Here is a 17,927-nt window from a genome sequence, read left to right as displayed (position 1 = left end):
ACCCGCAGCACAGCAGCAACCGTCCAACAACCCCAAACACATAAAGGAAAACCATGTCCATGTCTCCCCTGCACGTCCGCATTGTCAGCGGTCTGATACCCGACCCGACGCTCCGCCGCCAAATCAGAGATATTCTGTTTGGCGGCAACAAATGGGAAATCAAAGAAATAAAAAAAGAAACCGATTATGCCGAACTGGCAGAACACTTTAAATTAAGAAGCCTGCACGACTATGTGCATGCTTACGCCAAAATCGGCGAGCTGTTGGAAATTGTGAAACCCTATAAATGCATCGGCGCACAAAAGCAGCGCATCGGCAGCGGCCACGACGGCGGCTATGTGATGCTGCCGCCCGACAGCGGCGACATCGCATACAGCTTCGGCGTGTCCGATTACAGCCCGTGGGATTTGACAATGGCAGAAAACGGCCACCAAGTGTTCCAATACGACGGCACAATCGAAGCCGCGCCCAACAGCCACCCGAATATGCACTTTCACCGCAACAATATCGCCGCGCCCTCGCAAAACACGCCGGATACCAAAACCATCGGCCAAATTTTTGACGACTTGGGGCATCAGGGCAAAGACAACATCATCCTGCAAATCGATATTGAGGGCGCGGAATGGACCGTGTTTGAAGAAATCAGCGAAGAGCAAATCAAACAGTTCAAGCAGATTATTATCGAATGGCATCATCTTTCGCCATTTTTAGACGGCTTCGACCGCCGCTTGGAAATTTTGCGCAAAGTAGCCAAAACCCATACACCGATTCACGTCCACGCCAACAACTACGGCTATCCGCAAACGGCAAAACAAGGTCTGCCTTTCTACGGCGATGCATATGAAATCACTTATGTGCGCACGGCAGATTTTGAATTTGAACCGGACAAAGCCGTTTATCCCACCGCATTGGATGCACCGTGCAATCCCAACTGGCCTGAAATTTCCATCGGTGCATGGTAAAACAAAGCATCTGGCCGTCTGAACCCCCCGCCCGCATTTTTTCAGACGGCCTCAGCACCACGCCAACCCGTTATCCACCACAGGCAGCACCATGAAACTCCATAAGAAAATCATCGTTTCCCTATTCGGACACAAAAAACCCTGCCCCGATTTCGATTTCCGCAACGTCCGCTCCGTACTCATCCAGCCGCTGGGCACAGCCGTCGGCGACGCCGTTATCAACACCGCCTACGCCGCGCAGATTAAAAAAATGTACCCGCAGGCGCACATCGGCATCTTCGTTACCCCGCGCAACCGCGAAATCCTCTCCCACTGCCCCGCCGTGGACGAGCTGGTCGAACTCAAATGGCCGTCGTTTTTCAAACACCGCAAAAAATGGGATCTGTTTTTAGACTTCCACGAAGTGTTTACCAGCCGCGAGCTGATTAAAAACAAAATCCTCTCCCCGCGCGCCACCATGATTTTCAAAAAAAAGGAAAAGCCGCACTACCACTTGGGCAACATCAAAAACTACGATTTCTACTGCCCCTTTTCCCCGCGCGAACACGTTTCCCGCCACCTGAACACCTCCGAGTTCGCCAAACACCACCCGGTTCCCGCGCCGGAAATCTGTTTCGGGTTTGCCGAAGAAGAAAAACGGCAGGCCGCGCCCTTTTGGCAAGCGGGCGGCAAAATCAAAGTGTTTGTCGCCCCGCAAGGCAGCGTCCCTTTTAAAGCCGTCGAACCGCGCGATTTGGCCGCGTTGCTGAACAAACTCGCGCCCGAGTTGCGCCCGCGCGTGCAGTTCCTGCTCTGCCGCACCAAAACCGCCGAAGCGTTTTTTGCCGCGCTTACCGGCCTGCTTGATGCCGACATCGACATCCGCCTCTCCGCCCCCACCACGCTGCAACAATACATCGCCGTAACCGCCTCCGCCGACCTCGTCATCAGCGTGGACAGCGGCACCGCCCACCTTGCCTGCGCCGCCAAACGCCCGCTGCTGAGCTTTTACGTCGAACACAACATCAACACCTGGTCGCCCCTGCACCGCGCCGACGTGCCGCACTTTATGATGATCGCCAAAACCGGCTACGACCAGGCGGACGACGAATACAAAAGCTGGCTGTTCCGAGAAGACTTCCCCGTCCAAGACGGCGCAGACTGGCTCAACACCCAACTGCGCGGCCTGCTCCCCGATTCCGCAACCAACCCCACCCCCGCCCCATGACCCTCCTCATCACCGGCGGCGCCGGCTTTATCGGCTCCGCCCTTATCCGCCACCTGATCCAAAACACCAGCGAGCGCGTCGTCAACCTCGACAAACTCACCTACGCCGGCAACCTCCAATCCCTCGCCGCCGTGGCCGGCTCCCCGCGTTACACCTTCGAGCACGCCGACATCTGCGACCGTGCCGCGCTCGAGCGCATCTTCGCGCAGCACCAACCCCGCGCCGTCATGCACCTGGCCGCCGAAAGCCACGTTGACCGCAGCATAGACAGCGCAGGCGAATTTATCCAAACCAATATCGTCGGCACCTTCACCCTGCTCGAAGCCGCCCGCGCCTATTTCGAAAAGCAGCCTGAAAACCAGCGCGCCGCCTTCCGCTTCCACCACATCTCCACCGACGAAGTCTACGGCGACCTGCACGATTCAGACGGCCTCTTCACCGAAACCACCCCCTACGCCCCGTCCAGCCCCTACTCCGCCAGCAAAGCATCCGGCGACCACCTCGTGCGCGCCTGGCAGCGCACCTACCGCCTGCCCACCCTCATCACCAACTGCTCCAACAACTACGGCCCCTGCCACTTCCCCGAAAAACTCATCCCCCACATCATCCTCAACGCCCTCGCCGGCCGCCCCCTGCCCATATACGGCGACGGCAGCCAAATCCGCGACTGGCTCTACGTAGAAGACCACGCCCGCGCCCTGCACACCGTCGTAACCCATGGAAAAACCGGAGAAACCTACAACATCGGCGGCCACAACGAAAAAACCAACCTCGAAGTCGTCCGCACCGTCTGCGCCCTGCTCGAAGAACTCGCCCCCCGAAAACCCGCTGGAATTGCCCGCTACACCGACCTCATCACCCACGTCCCCGACCGCCCCGGCCACGACACCCGCTACGCCATCGACGCCGCCAAAATCCAACGCGAGCTCGGCTGGGCACCCCAAGAAACCTTCGACAGCGGCATCCGCAAAACCGTACAGTGGTATCTCGACAACCCAGACTGGTGGCAAAACGTCCTCAACGGCAGCTACCGCCTGCAACGCCTCGGCGGGCGGTAAAGCCGTTTTCAGACGGCCTCAAAGGCTACCTGAAACCCCACTTCCTCCCTCCCCTGCAAGCGCGCGGGGAAGACTAGATGTAGAGTGTGCGGCTCCACCACGCACGCGGTCAGGCTACCTGAAAACACACGCAGACAAACCCAAACAGGCCGTCTGAAAGCACAGCTTCAACGAAGTTATAGTAGAACAAAACAAAAGATACCCATCGTAGGCTGGGCTTCAGCCCGGCTAACTCACTATTTATCCGATATTTTGCCGGGTTAAAGCCCAGCCTACACCGAATACTTTTTATCTGTATCCACTATAAAACCCCGTTCCACAACCAAACCCCGCTTTCAGACGGCCACCCGCAAACCAACACCCTTACCCCCGTTTCCCCACAAAAGGGAAACACCCCCCCCAACCCCCAAACAAGGAGTCTCCCAATGAAAAACAAACCCCTCAACACCCTCGCCGCCGCCCTGCTCGCCCTCACCCTCGCCGCCTGCGCCGCCCCGCAAACCGACCCCGCGCCCGCAGCCCCCGCCGGCCAAACCCGCACGCCAACCCAAACCAACGACGGCAGCAGCATCCAACGCGCCGTCGTCATCAACGAAAACGACACCACACGCGGCATCGCCGCCGAAAACGCCTGGATCGCCCAAAACGTGCCCGGCTACCGCAAAGTCGGCCAAGCCCTCCTCAACGAAGGCGGCGGCATCTACGACCGCATCGATATCCAAGCCCCCGACGGCAGCCGCCGCAGCGTCTATTTCGACATCCGCAGCTTCTTCGGCCTCTACAACGGCAAATCCCTGATGTAAAACCAAACAGGCCGTCTGAAACCCCATTTTCAGACGGCCTCAAAGGCTACCTGAAAGCGCAGCTTCAATGCAGTTAAAACAACCGCAGCAGTAGGGTGTATGGCGCAGCCACGCACGCGGTTCAAGGCTACCTGAAAACACTCACAACCAAAAACCAAAACAGGCCGTCTGAAAACACAGCTTCAACAAAGTTGAAACCCTCACCCAACCCACAGGAGCACCCCCATGACCACCAAAGGCATCATCCTCGCCGGCGGCTCCGGCACCCGCCTCCACCCCATCACGCGCGGCGTATCCAAGCAACTCCTGCCCGTGTACGACAAACCCATGATCTACTACCCCCTGTCCGTGCTCATGCTCGCCGGCATCCGCGACACCCTCGTCATCACTACTCCCGAAGACGCCCCCGCCTTTACCCGCCTGCTCGGCGACGGCAGCCGCTTCGGCATCCGCATCAGCTACGCCGTCCAGCCCAGCCCCGACGGCCTCGCCCAAGCCTTCATCATCGGCGAAGAATTTATCGGCGGCGATAACGTCTGCCTCGTGCTCGGCGACAACATCTTCCACGGCCAATCCTTCACCCAAACCCTGCAACAGGCCGCCGCCCGCCGACACGGCGCCACCGTCTTCGCCTACCAAGTGCGCGACCCCGAACGCTTCGGCGTCGTCGAATTCGACGCCGACCGCAAAGCCCGCTCCATCGAAGAAAAACCGCAAAACCCCAAATCCAACTGGGCCGTAACCGGCCTCTACTTCTACGACAACCGCGTCATCGGCTTCGCCAAACAAGTCAAACCCTCCGCGCGCGGCGAACTCGAAATCACCGCCGTCAACCAATGCTACCTCCAAGACGGCAGCCTCAACGTCCAACTCCTCGGGCGCGGCTTCGCCTGGCTCGACACCGGCACGCACGAAAGCCTGCACCAGGCCGCCGCCTACGTCCAAACCGTGCAAAGCCTGCAAAATCTCCAAGTCGCCTGCCTCGAAGAAATCGCCTGGCGGCAAGGCTGGCTCACCGCCGAACAACTCGCCACACTCGCCCGCCCCATGGCCAAAAACGAATACGGCCAATACCTGCTGCGGCTGCTGGGCAACCCGCAATAAACCACCGCCGAGGCCGTCTGAAAGCCCACCGCCAAGCAGCGGACAAACCTTTCAGACGGCCTCAAAGACCACCTGAAAACACAGCCCGTAGGTCGGGCATAAATGCCCGACCTACTCCACACAGTAAGCGCAGCCCGCACGTAGGGTGTGCGGCTCCGCCACGCACGCGGTTTAAAACCCAAAAACAAACGAGGCCGAGCCGAGTCCAACTTTCAGACGGCCTCAAACACAACCCGCCCCACCGCCGTCATTCCCGCGCAGGCGGGAATCTTGTTAGCCGCCAAATAAACGGCGGTGAAACCAAATCGCAGCAGCCCCGCCAAGATTCCCGCCTGCTCGGGAATGACGGCAACGATATTTTTCAGACGGCCTCAAAGGCTACCTGAAAAAACCCAAATACCACCAAACCCCCTGCCCACCCACAACAAAAAAGCCCTCCGCATGAAATACGAATGCTACATCCAATGCGGCAAACACCCGAAAACCATGTTGAAAAACATGCTCTCCAACATCGCCGCGCACAAAGAAAACTTCCAAATCCTCATCCAAGATTACCGCCCACCGTTCCCCCACCAAGAGCACCGCTACGACGACGCCCCCTACCACGTCTTCAACGGCCGCGACGCCTCGAACACTTTGAACCGCTTTACCAATCCGTCAGCAGCCGCCTCGTTTACTCCCAATCCGACCAACTCTCCCTCGCCCTATTCGACAGCTTCCAAACCTACGCCCACATGTACGACAGCGACTTCAAATTTCTAAAAAACCGCTTTTTCTTCCACATCGCCTTCTATTTCCCCGCCACCCCCGACCTCCCCGAACTGGGGCAAATCCGCACCGGCCAACCCGTCAACAGCTTTTATTACCTGCCCCGCCCATACACCATCGACATCTGCACCGTGCTCAAACGCCACAAAAAACGTAAAATCAAAAACAAACACAACATGCTGTTCGGTACCAGCCCCAAACACATCGGATAGCCCGCAGGTCGGATACTTGTATCCGACACCCGCCAACCCCCGCAATTTCCAGCCAGCTCCCGCCCCCAAAAAAAGGACCCCATGAACATCCTCATCACCGGCGCAAACGGCCAAGTCGGCCGCGAACTCGTCGCCCGACTGCAAGACCGCGCCACCATCCTCGCCGCCGGCCGCGACACCCTCGACATCACCGACCCCGCCGCCGTCGAGCGCACCGCCGCCGCCTTCCGCCCCCACGTCATCATCAACGCCGCCGCCTATACCGCCGTGGACAAAGCCGAAAGCGACGCCGCAACCGCCTACGCCGTCAACCGCGACGCCGTGCGCCACCTCGCCCGAGCCGCCGCCGAGCACAACGCCGCCCTGCTGCACCTCTCCACCGACTACGTGTTCGACGGCACACTCAACCGCCCCTACCGCGAAACCGACCCCGCCACCCCCCAAAGCATCTACGGCCAAAGCAAACTCGCAGGCGAACAAGCCGCCGCAGCCTGCCCCCGCCACATCATCCTGCGCACCGCCTGGGTGTTCGGCGCACACGGCCGCAACTTCGTCAAAACCATGCTCCGCCTCGCCCGCGAGCGCGACAGCCTCGGAATTGTGGCCGACCAATACGGCGCACCCACCGCCGCCGCCGACATCGCCGCCGCCCTCATCACCATCGCCGAACGCACCCAATTCCACCGCTTCACCGATTGGGGCATCTACCACTTTTCCGGCAACCCCTACCTGAGCTGGTACGGCTTCGCCAAAACAATCTTCCAAGCCGCCGCCGCGCAAAACCTCCTGCCCGCCGCCCCGCAACTCAAAGCCCTCGCCACCGAAGACTACCCCACCCCCGCCCGCCGCCCCGCCAACTCCCGCCTCGACTGCACCAAAATCCGCGACACCTTCGGCATCGCCCCGAGCGACTGGCAGGCCGCCCTCGCCGACCTGCGCCCGTATCTGTAAAACGGCGTTTGCCAACCCGGCGGCACACGGTTTGGGTAGGCGGCGGATGTCGGGCAGAACAATGAGAGGCCGTCTGAAAAACACTTTTCAGACGGCCTTAAACCCTTGTCGGCATGATTGTTTTCGGAAAACGGTTTGCCGACGGCCTTTATTGTGTTCGCAGCCATTCCCGCGCCGCTGCTTCGAGGCGCGGGAGGGCGGCGGAGAGGTCGTCGTCGGTGAGGAGCAGGCTGGGGGCGAGGCGGATGACGTTTGCGCCGGCCACGAGCACCATGACGCCGTGTTTGAGAGCGGCGGCGGTGAAGGAGGCGGCTTTGCCCGCGTAGGGTTCGGCGAGGACGCAGCCGATGAGCAGCCCTTGTCCGCGCACGCTTTGGAAGATGCCGGTGTCGCGGCCGAGTTTTTCGAGGGCGGCGGTGAGTGCCGCGCCCTGGCGGCGGGTGTTGGCGCGGGTGTCTTCGCGGTTGATGAGGTCGAAGGCGGCGCAGCCGACGGCGCAGGCCAGGGGGTTGCCGCCGAAGGTGGTGCCGTGGCTGCCGGGGGCGAAGGCGGGGGCGAGGCGGTCGGTGGTGAGCATGGCGGCGAGGGGGAAGCCGCTGCCGAGGGCTTTCGCGCTGGTGAGGATGTCGGGAGCGATGCCGGTGTGCTGGTAGGCGAAGAGTTCGCCGGTGCGCCCCATGCCGGTTTGCACTTCGTCGAAGATTAAGGCCGCGTCAAAACGGTCGCACAATTCGCGGGCGGCGCGCAGGAATTCGGGTGTGGCGGGCAAAACGCCGCTTTCGCCCTGCACGGGTTCGATGATAACGGCGCAGGTGTGCCCGGACACGGCTTCGGCGAGGGCGGCGGGGTCGTTGAAGGGGACGTGGGCGATGCCTGCGGGCAGGGGGGCGAAGTCGCGGCTGTATTTGGGCTGGCCGCCGACGGATACGGTGAACAGGGTGCGGCCGTGGAAGGCGTTGGTGCAGGCGACGATTTGGTGTTTGCCTTCGCCGAAGCGGTCGCGGGCGTGCTTGCGGGCGAGTTTGAGGGCGGCCTCGTTGGCTTCGGCGCCGGAGTTGCAGAAGAAGACTTTGTCGGCGAAGGTGTGTTCGACGAGGCGGCGGGCGAGGTTTTGCGCGGGTTCGGTGGTGTAGATGTTGGAGATGTGCCAGAGTTTGTGCGCCTGTTCGTTGAGGGCGGCGATGAGGGCGGGGTGGCAGTGGCCGAGGGCGTTGACAGCGATGCCGCCGGCAAGGTCGATGTATTCGCGCCCTTCGGTGTCCCACACGCGGCTGCCGAGGGCGCGGTCGGGGACGACGGGGGCGAAGGAGAAGTTGGGCGTGAGGTAGTTTTGCATGGTTTGTTCCTTTGTCTGACTTTTGGTTTGGGCGGGTTTGGCCGTCTGAAAAGCGTTTTCAGACGGCCTTTTTGTATGCTTTGGCAGAGGGCGCGTGCCACGCTGTTTCATGGTTTTGGCCGTCTGCAAAAACGGTTTTGTCCGCCGTAGGTCGGATACTTGTATCCGACGACAAATGCACGGGCGGTCTGCGGTGTGGTTCTCTCGGCGGGGAAACGTCGGATACAAGTATCCGACCTACGGCTTACAGGTAGGGTGTGTGGCGCAGCCACGCACGCGTTCCATGCCGCACAACGAATCCTTGTCCTCCCGCGTGCGTGGCTTGCGCCACACACCCTACGCGCCGTTGGATGTTTTCAGACGGCCTCTTTGCGGCAAAACGGCATTATGCGCCGCCCTGCCCTGTTTCTCAAACCAGGCCGGCGGCGTGGAAAAAGGCGCGGTAGGCGGCGGCTTTGTTGGCGAGGCTCAGCGGATAGGCGCGGGAGGTGGAGGGCAGGCGGGTGAGCGCGAGTTCGCGGTCGGCGTAGGGAAAGGGCACGGTGTCGCCGGTTTTGGGCAGTTTCATGCCGCCGCCCTGCACGCCCAGCAGGATTTCCGTTGCCTTGCCGCCGGTGGTGCCGATATGGCGGCATTGGGGAATTTGCTGCAAAACAGATTTCAAATCAACGGGTTCGACCACCTCTAAAAACGCGTCCGAAGCGTTGCCGTGGCCGCGTATGGCTTTGTACACGGTGGGGCAGGAGGCGATGCCGCGTTCGTTTAAAAACGCTTTGATTTTGTCGGCGTCAAACGCTTTTTCAGACGGCCTCTGAAAGTGCGCCGCATCGTTGAAAAACACGAGGCCGAACACGCGCCACATGTCGTTTTGGAAATTGGGATAGTGAAATTCCATCGCCCGCTTTTCCTTGGCGGGCGGGAAAGTGCCCATCAGCATCACCGTGGCCTGCGGCGGCAGAAAGGGCGGGAAGGGGCGGGTTTCGACTAGGGGCTGTTCGCTGGCGGTCATGGGGTTTCCTTTCGGCGGCGTGATTGGGAAAACGGCTTTTCAGACGGCCTCCAAGCGGGAGGCGCGGGCAGCGCGATTGAACCACCCGCCGCACCGTTTGGCAACCGCCCGCTTTTTCAGACGGCCGGACACGCTTGGCAGGCGCGGCGGCGCGGCGTATAGTGAAAAAATGCAAACCGTTCCCGTTTGCCCGATTATGGAGACCGAAAACATGAGCGAGAAAATTTCCCCGAAAGACGTAACCGTATTGTCCAGCACCATGCTTATTCCCCTGTGGGCGAAAGCCGTGGAATACAGCCGCCCCGACGCGCTTTTGCGCGACAAGGAAGCCGCGCGGATGCTGGAAATGATCGACTACGACTTCGCCCCGTTTGCCAAAGCCAAAGCCTCGCAGGCCGGCTGCTGCGGGCGGGCGAAGCTGCTCGACGATATGGCGCAGCGTTTTATTGCGGAGCATCCCGACGCGGTGGTGGTGCAGCTTGGCGCGGGTTTGGACGCGCGTTACGAGCGCATGGGCAGGCCGCAGGTAACGGCTTGGTACGACTTGGATCTGCCCGAAGTGATCGAAGTGCGGCGGATGCTGCTGCCCGAGTCGGGCAATGTGTATCTGGGCGCGTCGATGTTTGACGAGGGCTGGACGGACACCGTCGCCGCCCACGGCAAACCCGTGCTGCTGGTGATCGAAGGCGTGCTGATGTATTTTGAAGAAGCGCAGGTGCAGGCGTTTTTCCAGATGGTGCAGCGCAAACTGCCCGGCACGCAGGTGGTAATGGACGCGCTGTTCAAAAGAATGGTCGGCAAAGCGCAATACCATGACGCGCTCAAACAGATGGGCGAAAAACCGCCCGAGTTCCGCTGGGGCATCGCCAACGCAAACGACGTGCTCAAACTCGCCCCCGGCAGCCGCCTGATCGAAGAAATCCACCTCAGCAGCATCTGCGGCCCGCGCTACCCGCTTTTCCTGCGCCTGCTTTATAAAACCAAATGGGGGCGCGAAAACATGGACATGCGTATGCTGCGGATACAGCTTTGAACCGGCAGGCTTTCCATATATTAGAGGCCGTCTGAAAAACCGGTTTTACAGTTTTCAGACGGCCTCTGACGTTTTGTAGGGTGTGTGGCGCAGCCACGCACGCGGTTTCGGATTTCGGGAAGATAAAGATTCGTTGGGCGGCAGAGACCGCATGCGTTGCCTTGGGGCGACACACTCTACCTGTCGGCATGATTGTTTGCGGGAACAGTTTGTTTATTGGGTTTGAGGCCGTCTGAAAAAGCGTTTTTGGCTGCGCCGAAACCGCATTTTCAGACGGCCTTTCTCCTGCCCGCCCGTCTTCCGCCTGTGTAAAAAATATGCCGCTTGTCTTGCAAATTAGGTAAAGAAACGCCGCCCGTTTATTATCCGAAGCCTTCCCGCCCCACATTTTGTTTTTGTTTTTTGAGAGGACACAACTATGAAAATCGGCACACTCCTGATCGCAGCAGCCGTGTTCGGCGGCATGTACTATGTCAAACACCATGTCGATACTTCCGCAATGAACGAAAGCCTGCTGCAACCGCAATCCGTGCAGTCGGCACAGCGTTAAACCGCGCCGGAAGCCATAGCAAAACCGCCTTGTCGCCAAGGCGGTTTTCTTTTTTGGCCGCAGGATAAGCGGATAGCTGCTGCACAGGTTCATGTTTTTTCCTTGCGGCGCAGCTCTTGCGCCGCGTTTTGCATCATATCGGGCGTGAGTTTGTTCAGGCAGTCGGTGTGGCCGAGCGGGCAGACGCGTTTGAAGCAGGGCGAGCATTCGAGATGGAGGCTGACAACGGCGGCTTTGTCGCTCAGAGGCGGGGTGTGGTCGGGGCTGGACGAGCCGTAGGCGGCGGCGAGTTTGCAGTCGAGCGCGGCGGCGAGGTGCATCAGGCCGCTGTCGTTGCAGAACACGGTGTCGGCGCAGGAGAGCAGGTCGATGGCTTCGGAGAGGCTGGTTTTGCCGCAGAGGTTGGTGCAGAGGCCGTCTGAAAGGCGGTTGATTTCGTCGGCAATCTCAAAATCTTTTTGCGAACCGAAAAGCCACACCTGCCAACCGTCGGCGAGGTAGCGGCGGCCGAGTTCGGCGAAATGGCGTGCCGGCCAGCGTTTGGCGGGGCCGTATTCCGCGCCGGGGCAGAAGGCGACAATCGGGCGGGCGGTGTCGAGGCCGTGGGCGGCGAGGGCGGCTTGGCGGGATGCAGGGTCGATGGTGAAGCGCGGGTGGTCGGAATGGCCGTCAAAATCGGCCTGCGCGGGGTGGGCGAGGGCGGTGTAGCGGTCCACCATCAGCGGCAAGGCGGTTTTGTCGAGTTTGCGGATGTCGTTGAGCAGAAAATAGCGCGATTCGCCCACATAGCCGGTGCGCTGGCGGATGCCTGTTGCCAGCGCGATGACGGCGGATTTGAGCGAGCCGGGCAGCACGATCACTTGGTCGTAGCCGCGTCTGCCCAGTTCGTGCCCGACGCGCCAGCGTTTTTTCAATTCGAGTGCACCGTGGCCGAAGGGGTTTTCGATGATTTCGCTAATTTCGGGCATACGGGCGAACACGGCCATCGACCATTTGGGCGCGAACACGTCGATGGTGCAGCCGGGGTTGAGTTCGTGCAGGCGGCGGTAGAGCGGCTGGGTCATGACGCAGTCGCCGATCCAGCTTGGGGAAATGATGAGGATTTTTTTGGACATTCTGATTGACGGGTTTGTGTTTGCGGCTTATTTTAATATGGATGGCAGAGGCCGTCTGAAAAAACGGCTCGGGCGCGTTTTCAGACGGCCTCGAACGTATCCCTGTGTTAATATCCAAATTCTGTTTATGTGCTTCATCCGTCAAACAAAAGGAGGATTTATGCAGGATTTTTCCGATAACAGCGTCCGGCCGCCGCAAGAGCCGGAAACCGAAGAGCGTCTGCTCGACCAACCCGCCGCGCGGGACGTGCTGCGCGGCGCGGCCTGGGTATATGAGGCGTTCTTGCTGCTGCGCGAATATCCGGCGGCATGGGCGGTCATCGCGCTGGTGCTGTATGCGGGCGAGCTGTTCGGCAAATGGCTGGTGGTGTACACGGCGGGCATCGGCGGGGCGGTATATGTCATGTTTATGCTGTTCAAAGCCGGCGGCATCGCCATGGCCGCGTCGGCGCAGGAATACGAGGAAAAGCCGCCCGGCATTGCCGACCTTTTCATGATTTTCGACAACAAAATCTTTGATTTTGTGCTGCTGCTGGTGTTTATGGCCCTGTTTGCGGCGGCTTGGGCGTTTTTGTTGTTCGGCATCGCCGGTACTTTGCTCGACGGCGGTCTGACGGCTTCACCCCTCGCCGTCGTTGTGCTGTCGGTTTTCTGGCTGGTGTCGGTGCAGATGCTGCTCGGCTTCGCGCCGGTTTTGGTGTTTCTGCAAGACGAAAGTCCGTTTGCCGCCGTGCTGTTGAGCGCGAAAGCCGCCCTTCTCAACATCCTGCCCCTGCTGCTGAACGGCCTGATCTTCGTCCTCATCTGGACACCCGCGCTGCTGCTGACTGCGCGCGCCAACGGCATCGCGTCCTATATCATGCTGGCGGCGGTGCTGGCGGTGAACATGCTCAGCTATCTGAGCACCTACGCCGCCTACCGCGACATTTGGTTTGAAGAGGGCGAACGCGACCAGGTAACCGTTGGCTACCGCTGAACCGCAACGGCCAAACCTCAGCGGCGCGGAAACGCTCTTTTGCGTTGCTAATGGAAACGGATTCTGCGGAATTTGTGTTTGGATTTTTTCTTTTTCGTCTTTTTTTGCTAAAAAACGGATGGTTTTCGCAAAAACCGAACATATGCGCTTGACGTCTTCCCCTCCGCCGCCGATAATGCGCGGCGTTGGACGGTTGGCAACAGCCGTTTGACAGTTTCTCCTCTATTTCTCCTTTGTAGACTTGGCACACATTCGCAAGAATGTGTGCATTTTTTTTGCTTTTTTTGCCCGCCCCGTTTGATGCGGGGCGGTTTGCGGCAGAGAGGCCGTCTGAAAACGAAGCTTCAACGAAGTTAAAACCGGTTTTCAGACGGCCTCTCTGCCTTATCCCTTACTGCCTGTTAAAACGTATACCCCGTTTCCAATTCGTCATCGCCAACCAGCTCCACCAGCAGCGCGTAGAGCGGCGCGAGCGCGGTGTAGCGGCGGGTGGCGCGGCGCAGGTAGTTGAGGAAGCGCGGGATTTCGGGGCGGTATTTGTCTTTGCCGTCGCGGTAGTAGAGCCGGGCGAAGATGCCGGCCACTTTCAGATGCCGCTGCACGCCCGTCCACTCGAACCAGCGGTAGAACCCGTCAAACTGCGCGGGCACCGGCAAACCGGCGGCGCGGGCTTTTTCCCAGTAGCGCACGGCCAAATCCAGCACAAACTCTTCTTCCCATTCAATAAACGCGTCGCGCAGCAGCGACACCAAATCATAAGCGATCGGGCCGTAGAGCGCGTCTTGGAAATCGAGCACGCCGGGGCGGCCGCGCGTGAGCATCAGGTTGCGGACGATGTAGTCGCGGTGGACATACACCTGCGGCTGCGCCAGAAGCGGCGGCAGCAGCGCGTCCATGCCCTGCTGCCACAATTGTTTTTGTTTGAAGTTCAGCGGTTTGCCCAGCTCTTTGGCGGCAAACCAGTCGGGAAACAGATTGGCTTCGCGCAGCAGGGTGTCGCGGTCGTATTCGGGCAGCACGCCGGGGCGGGAAGCCTGTTGCAGGACGACAAGCTCGTCTATCGCTTCAAGCAGCAGCACTTTGTGCACTTCCTCGCGCTTATCGTGCGCCATCGCCGCCAGATAGGTGGTGCTGCCCAAATCGCTGAGGAAGACGAAGCCGCGCGCCTCGTCGGCATACAGCACCTGCGGCACGTTGAGCATGTCAAACAGCTTCTGCACTTTCAGATAGGGCGCGACGCTCATTTTGTCGGGCGGCGCGTCCATGCAGATGACGGTTTGGCCGTCTGAAAACGTGGCGCGGAAGTAGCGGCGGAAGTCGGCGTCGGCGGCGGCGAAGGCCAACTCGAAGGGGCGGCCGGGGTAAACGGTTTGGAGCAGGTTTTCCAGTTCGGATTGTCGTTGCATGGCGGTTTTGCGGCGGAACAGTTAAAATGGCCGCCATTTTAACCGTCAAAAAGCGTTTATGGCACACCCGTTTTTCGTCAGACTGCCGGCCATCGCCGCCGCCGCCGCACTCGCCTCAGCCGCCTCGGCAAAAGAAACACGCCTGGGCAGCACCTGCCCCAAATGCGGCGCGGACGGCGTTGTTCAGACGGCCTCCGAGCCCGAAGCCGCCGTGCGCCGCAGCGGCGAAGAAGCACTGCCGCCCGACTACACCCGCGTAACCGCCGACGATTTGCGCGGCCAGACCGCCGTCGGCGTCGAAGCACAGGGCGATGTCATCGTCGAACGCAACCAACAGGTGCTCAACGCCGAAAAAGTCTCCTACGACCAGAAAACCGACACCGTCCGCGCCGGCGGCGGCTTCATTTTGGACGACAGCGGCTCCACCGTGCGCGGCGACAAGCTGCAATACAACCTCACCGCAGGCAGCGGCAAAGCCGAAGACGTCGCAATGGAAGCCGAACGCGACGGCCGCCGTTTGCAGGCCGTGGGCAAACAGGCCGAGCTGGAAAACAAAAACCGCTACACCCTCACCGACGTCGAATTCAACACCTGCCAAAAAGGCGACGCCTCCTGGTACATCAGCGCGCAAAGCATCGAAGCCGACTACGAAAAAGGCGTGGGCGTGGCCAAACACGCCAAACTCGTCTTCAAAGGCGTTCCCGTCCTCTACACCCCCTGGGCCGACTTCCCCCTCAACGGCAACCGCAAAAGCGGCCTGCTCGTGCCCACCCTCAAAGTCGGCTCCAACGGCACCGAAATCGAAGCCCCCTACTACTTCAACCTCGCCCCCAACTACGACGCCACCCTCACCCCCGGCATCATCAGCGCGCGCGGCGTGCAGCTTGGCGGCCAGTTCCGCTACCTCCAACCCAAATACGAAGGCGAAGTTTCCGGCAAATGGATGCCCGACGACCGCCGCAGCCGCCACAACAACCGCTACACCGCCTTCTGGCGGCACAGCCACAACTTCGGTGGCGGCCTGAGCGGCAAAATCGACTTCAACCAGGTTTCCGACAACGACTACTACCGCGACTTCTACGACCGCGCCGACATCGCCCGCAACGTCAATCTCAACCGCGAAGCCCGCCTCGACTACCAAACTGACGTACTCGGCGAATGGCTCGAAGCCCACCTCAAAGTCCAAAAATACCAAACCCTCGCCAACGCCGACGGCTACAAAGACGAACCCTACGCCATCCTGCCCCGCCTGAGCGCGAACTGGCAGAAAAACTTCGCCGGCAACCTCTTCACCGTCGACGGCCAACACACCCGCTTCACCCACAGCAGCAAACAGTCCGGCCAACGCTTCGTCCTCTACCCCGCCCTCAGCCGCGACTTCCACAACAACTGGGGCTACATCCGCCCCAAAATCGGCCTGCACTACACCCGCTACCTCCTCGACAGCTTCGAAGGACGCCCCGGGCGCACCGCCTCGCGCAGCCTCCCCATCGCCAACATCGACGCCGGCATGACCTTCGAGCGCGAAACAAGCCTGTTCGGCCGCAACCGCATCCAAACCCTCGAACCCCGCCTGTTTTACAACTACATCCCCACCAAATCGCAAAACGACCTGCCCAACTTCGACACCGCCGAAAACAGCTTCAGCTACGGCCAGCTCTTCCGCGAAAACCTCTACTCCGGCCAAGACCGCATCAACTCTGCCAACAGCCTCACCGCCGCCCTGCAAACCCGCTACCTCGACCGCGACAGCGGCGCGGAACGCCTGCGCGCCGGCATCGGCCAAAAATTCTACTTCAAAAACGACAACGTCCTACTCGACGGCAGCGTCCGCCAAAACAAACGCACCCGCTCCGACTGGATCGCCTTTGCCGACGGCGAAATCAGCCGCAGCGTCAACGCCTACACCGTCGTCCACTTCAACGAAAACCAATCCCGCTTCGAAAACATCGCCGCCGGCATCCGCTACCGCCCCGAAGACGGCAAAACCCTCAGCCTGCGCTACCGCTACGGCCGCGACAAAGCCATCTACCTGCAAGACAACGGCCTCTACCTGCGCGACAAAATCAACCAAATCGACCTGGGCGCGCAATGGCCGATCACCGCCAACCTCTACGGCCTCGCCCGCTACAACCACGCCCTCGACATCGGCCGCCCCCTCGACATCCTCGCCGGCCTCGAATACAAAGACGCCTGCGGCTGTTGGAGCGTCAGCGCGGCCGCCCAACGCTACGTAACCGGCTGGAACACCGAGCGCGACAAACCCAACTACAAAAACGCCTTCTTCTTCACCCTGCAACTCAAAAGCCTGAGCAACATCGGCAACAAAGCCGACGAAACCCTGCGCCCGGCCATCCCGGGCTACATCAAAACCAACGAGGTAGTCAAATGAAAACCCACACCCAAACCCTCGCGGCCGCCCTCCTTGCCGCCGCCATTCAGACGGCCTCCGCCGCCGACATCCGCAACGTAGACGGCATCGCCGCCGTCGCCGGCGACGCCGTCATCACCGTACGCCAGCTCGACAACGCCGCCGCAGCCGCCCGCCAAAGCATTCCCGCCGCCCAAAGGCCGTCTGAAAACGAACTGCGCCGCCACATCCTCGCCCAACTCGTCAACCGCGCCCTCGTCGTCCAAGCCGGCAAACGGCGCGGCATCACCGCCAGCGAAGCCGAAACCGACGAAGCCCTCGCCCACGCCGCTGCGCAAAAACACACCACCGTCGAAAACCTCTACGCCCAAAACGCCAAAAACGGCATCAGCCGCGCCACCCTGCGCAAAGACACCGCCGAAGGCATCATCGCCGAAAAAGTCCGCCAGCAGGCCATCCTCCAACAAGCCCGCGTCAGCGACGCCGAAGTCGACGCCGCCATCGAACGCGCCAAACAACAAGGCATCACCCTGCCCGCCGGAAAACCCGTGCGCCAATACCGCGCCCGCCACATCCTCATCAAAGCCGAAAAAGACAACGCCCTTGCCTCCGCCGAATCCGTCATCCGCAAAATCCAAAACCAGGCCAAAGCCGGCCGCGACTTCGGCGACCTGGCCAAACAATACTCGCAGGACACCAGCGCGGCGCAGGGCGGCGACCTCGGCTGGTTCGGCGACGGCGTGATGGTGCCCGAATTTGAAGACGCAGTGAAAAAACTGAAAAAAGGCCAAATCAGCCGCCCCGTCAAAACCCAGTTCGGCTGGCACCTCATCCAGCTCACCGACACCCGCGAAAGCGGCACCCCCGAAGAACGACAACGCAACGCCGTGCGCCAATACATCATGCAGCAAAAAGCCGAAGCCGCCTCCGCCCAGCTTCTGCAACAGCTGCACGAAAGCGCGTATGTCGACGTAAGGCTGTAATCCCGTTTCCATCAGCGAAAACGACTTTGAGGCCGTCTGAAAATGTTTTTTCAGACGGCCTCAAACCCTATCGGCCAACCGTT

The 17,927-nt window shown here is 60.4% G+C and carries 17 protein-coding genes; 13 read left to right on the top strand and 4 right to left on the bottom strand.

Going from position 1 to position 17,927, the window contains the following annotated elements; genetic code table 11:
* Positions 1-53 precede the first annotated feature (53 nt).
* From H3L91_RS04710 to rfbD, 8 genes are all read left to right on the top strand, one after another.
* A complete protein-coding gene (locus H3L91_RS04710) occupies positions 54-962 on the top strand; it encodes an FkbM family methyltransferase (protein WP_007342408.1) in 909 nt (302 codons plus the stop codon).
* A gap of 91 nt (positions 963-1,053) precedes the next feature.
* On the top strand, positions 1,054-2,169 hold the full coding sequence (locus H3L91_RS04705) for a glycosyltransferase family 9 protein (RefSeq protein WP_007342407.1): 1,116 nt from the start codon (positions 1,054-1,056) through the stop codon (positions 2,167-2,169).
* Positions 2,166-3,227 (top strand): dTDP-glucose 4,6-dehydratase, encoded by a 1,062-nt coding sequence (gene rfbB, locus H3L91_RS04700; RefSeq protein WP_007342406.1) that lies wholly within the window; start codon positions 2,166-2,168, stop codon positions 3,225-3,227. The genes H3L91_RS04705 and rfbB overlap by 4 nt, the downstream gene beginning before the upstream one ends.
* Before the next feature lie 425 nt (positions 3,228-3,652).
* On the top strand, positions 3,653-4,030 hold the full coding sequence (locus tag H3L91_RS04695; RefSeq protein WP_040658806.1) for a hypothetical protein: 378 nt from the start codon (positions 3,653-3,655) through the stop codon (positions 4,028-4,030).
* A gap of 225 nt (positions 4,031-4,255) precedes the next feature.
* Complete coding sequence (gene rfbA, locus H3L91_RS04690; protein WP_007342404.1) at positions 4,256-5,134, top strand: glucose-1-phosphate thymidylyltransferase RfbA; 879 nt, start codon at positions 4,256-4,258, stop codon at positions 5,132-5,134.
* A 294-nt stretch (positions 5,135-5,428) separates the two neighbouring features.
* Positions 5,429-5,896 (top strand): hypothetical protein, encoded by a 468-nt coding sequence (locus tag H3L91_RS04685; RefSeq protein ID WP_007342403.1) that lies wholly within the window; start codon positions 5,429-5,431, stop codon positions 5,894-5,896.
* A complete protein-coding gene (locus H3L91_RS04680; protein ID WP_007342402.1) occupies positions 5,869-6,114 on the top strand; it encodes a hypothetical protein in 246 nt (81 codons plus the stop codon). Before H3L91_RS04685 ends, H3L91_RS04680 begins: the two co-directional genes overlap by 28 nt.
* 81 nt (positions 6,115-6,195) lie before the next feature.
* Positions 6,196-7,065, top strand: coding sequence for a dTDP-4-dehydrorhamnose reductase (rfbD, locus tag H3L91_RS04675; RefSeq protein WP_007342401.1), 870 nt, complete (start codon positions 6,196-6,198; stop codon positions 7,063-7,065).
* 148 nt (positions 7,066-7,213) lie between these two features.
* Here the strand turns inward: rfbD and H3L91_RS04670 are convergent, their stop codons facing one another.
* Positions 7,214-8,512 carry an acetylornithine/succinyldiaminopimelate transaminase gene (locus H3L91_RS04670; RefSeq protein WP_007342400.1) on the bottom strand — a complete coding sequence of 433 codons (1,299 nt, stop codon included), beginning with the start codon at positions 8,510-8,512 and terminating at the stop codon, positions 7,214-7,216.
* 298 nt (positions 8,513-8,810) lie between these two features.
* Complete coding sequence (locus tag H3L91_RS04665; protein WP_007342399.1) at positions 8,811-9,410, bottom strand: hypothetical protein; 600 nt, start codon at positions 9,408-9,410, stop codon at positions 8,811-8,813.
* A gap of 211 nt (positions 9,411-9,621) precedes the next feature.
* Between H3L91_RS04665 and H3L91_RS04660 the strand changes: the two genes are divergently transcribed.
* Both H3L91_RS04660 and H3L91_RS04655 read left to right on the top strand, forming a co-directional pair.
* Positions 9,622-10,443, top strand: a complete 822-nt coding sequence (locus H3L91_RS04660) for a class I SAM-dependent methyltransferase (protein ID WP_081458608.1) — start codon at positions 9,622-9,624, stop codon at positions 10,441-10,443.
* A gap of 418 nt (positions 10,444-10,861) precedes the next feature.
* Complete coding sequence (locus H3L91_RS04655; protein ID WP_007342396.1) at positions 10,862-10,993, top strand: hypothetical protein; 132 nt, start codon at positions 10,862-10,864, stop codon at positions 10,991-10,993.
* Between the two features lie 89 nt (positions 10,994-11,082).
* On the opposite strand, the gene waaF is transcribed toward H3L91_RS04655, so the two are convergent.
* A complete protein-coding gene (waaF, locus tag H3L91_RS04650; protein ID WP_007342395.1) occupies positions 11,083-12,108 on the bottom strand; it encodes a lipopolysaccharide heptosyltransferase II in 1,026 nt (341 codons plus the stop codon).
* 160 nt (positions 12,109-12,268) lie between these two features.
* Here waaF and H3L91_RS04645 point away from each other — a divergent pair, with 160 nt between their 5' ends.
* Positions 12,269-13,084 carry a hypothetical protein gene (locus tag H3L91_RS04645; protein ID WP_040658799.1) on the top strand — a complete coding sequence of 272 codons (816 nt, stop codon included), beginning with the start codon at positions 12,269-12,271 and terminating at the stop codon, positions 13,082-13,084.
* A 401-nt stretch (positions 13,085-13,485) separates the two neighbouring features.
* Here H3L91_RS04645 and amgK read toward each other — a convergent pair whose 3' ends face one another.
* Complete coding sequence (amgK, locus tag H3L91_RS04640) at positions 13,486-14,490, bottom strand: N-acetylmuramate/N-acetylglucosamine kinase AmgK (RefSeq protein ID WP_007342393.1); 1,005 nt, start codon at positions 14,488-14,490, stop codon at positions 13,486-13,488.
* Positions 14,491-14,548: 58 nt separating this feature from the next.
* Here amgK and H3L91_RS04635 point away from each other — a divergent pair, with 58 nt between their 5' ends.
* A complete protein-coding gene (locus H3L91_RS04635) occupies positions 14,549-16,882 on the top strand; it encodes an LPS-assembly protein LptD (protein ID WP_007342392.1) in 2,334 nt (777 codons plus the stop codon).
* A complete protein-coding gene (locus tag H3L91_RS04630) occupies positions 16,879-17,844 on the top strand; it encodes a peptidylprolyl isomerase (protein ID WP_007342391.1) in 966 nt (321 codons plus the stop codon). The genes H3L91_RS04635 and H3L91_RS04630 overlap by 4 nt, the downstream gene beginning before the upstream one ends.
* Positions 17,845-17,927: the final 83 nt, after the last annotated feature.

This window comes from Neisseria bacilliformis (assembly GCF_014055025.1).
Classification (GTDB): Bacteria; Pseudomonadota; Gammaproteobacteria; order Burkholderiales; family Neisseriaceae; genus Neisseria; species Neisseria bacilliformis.
Note: the sequence above shows the minus strand (reverse complement) of the source record. Positions and strands in the feature narration are given on the sequence as shown.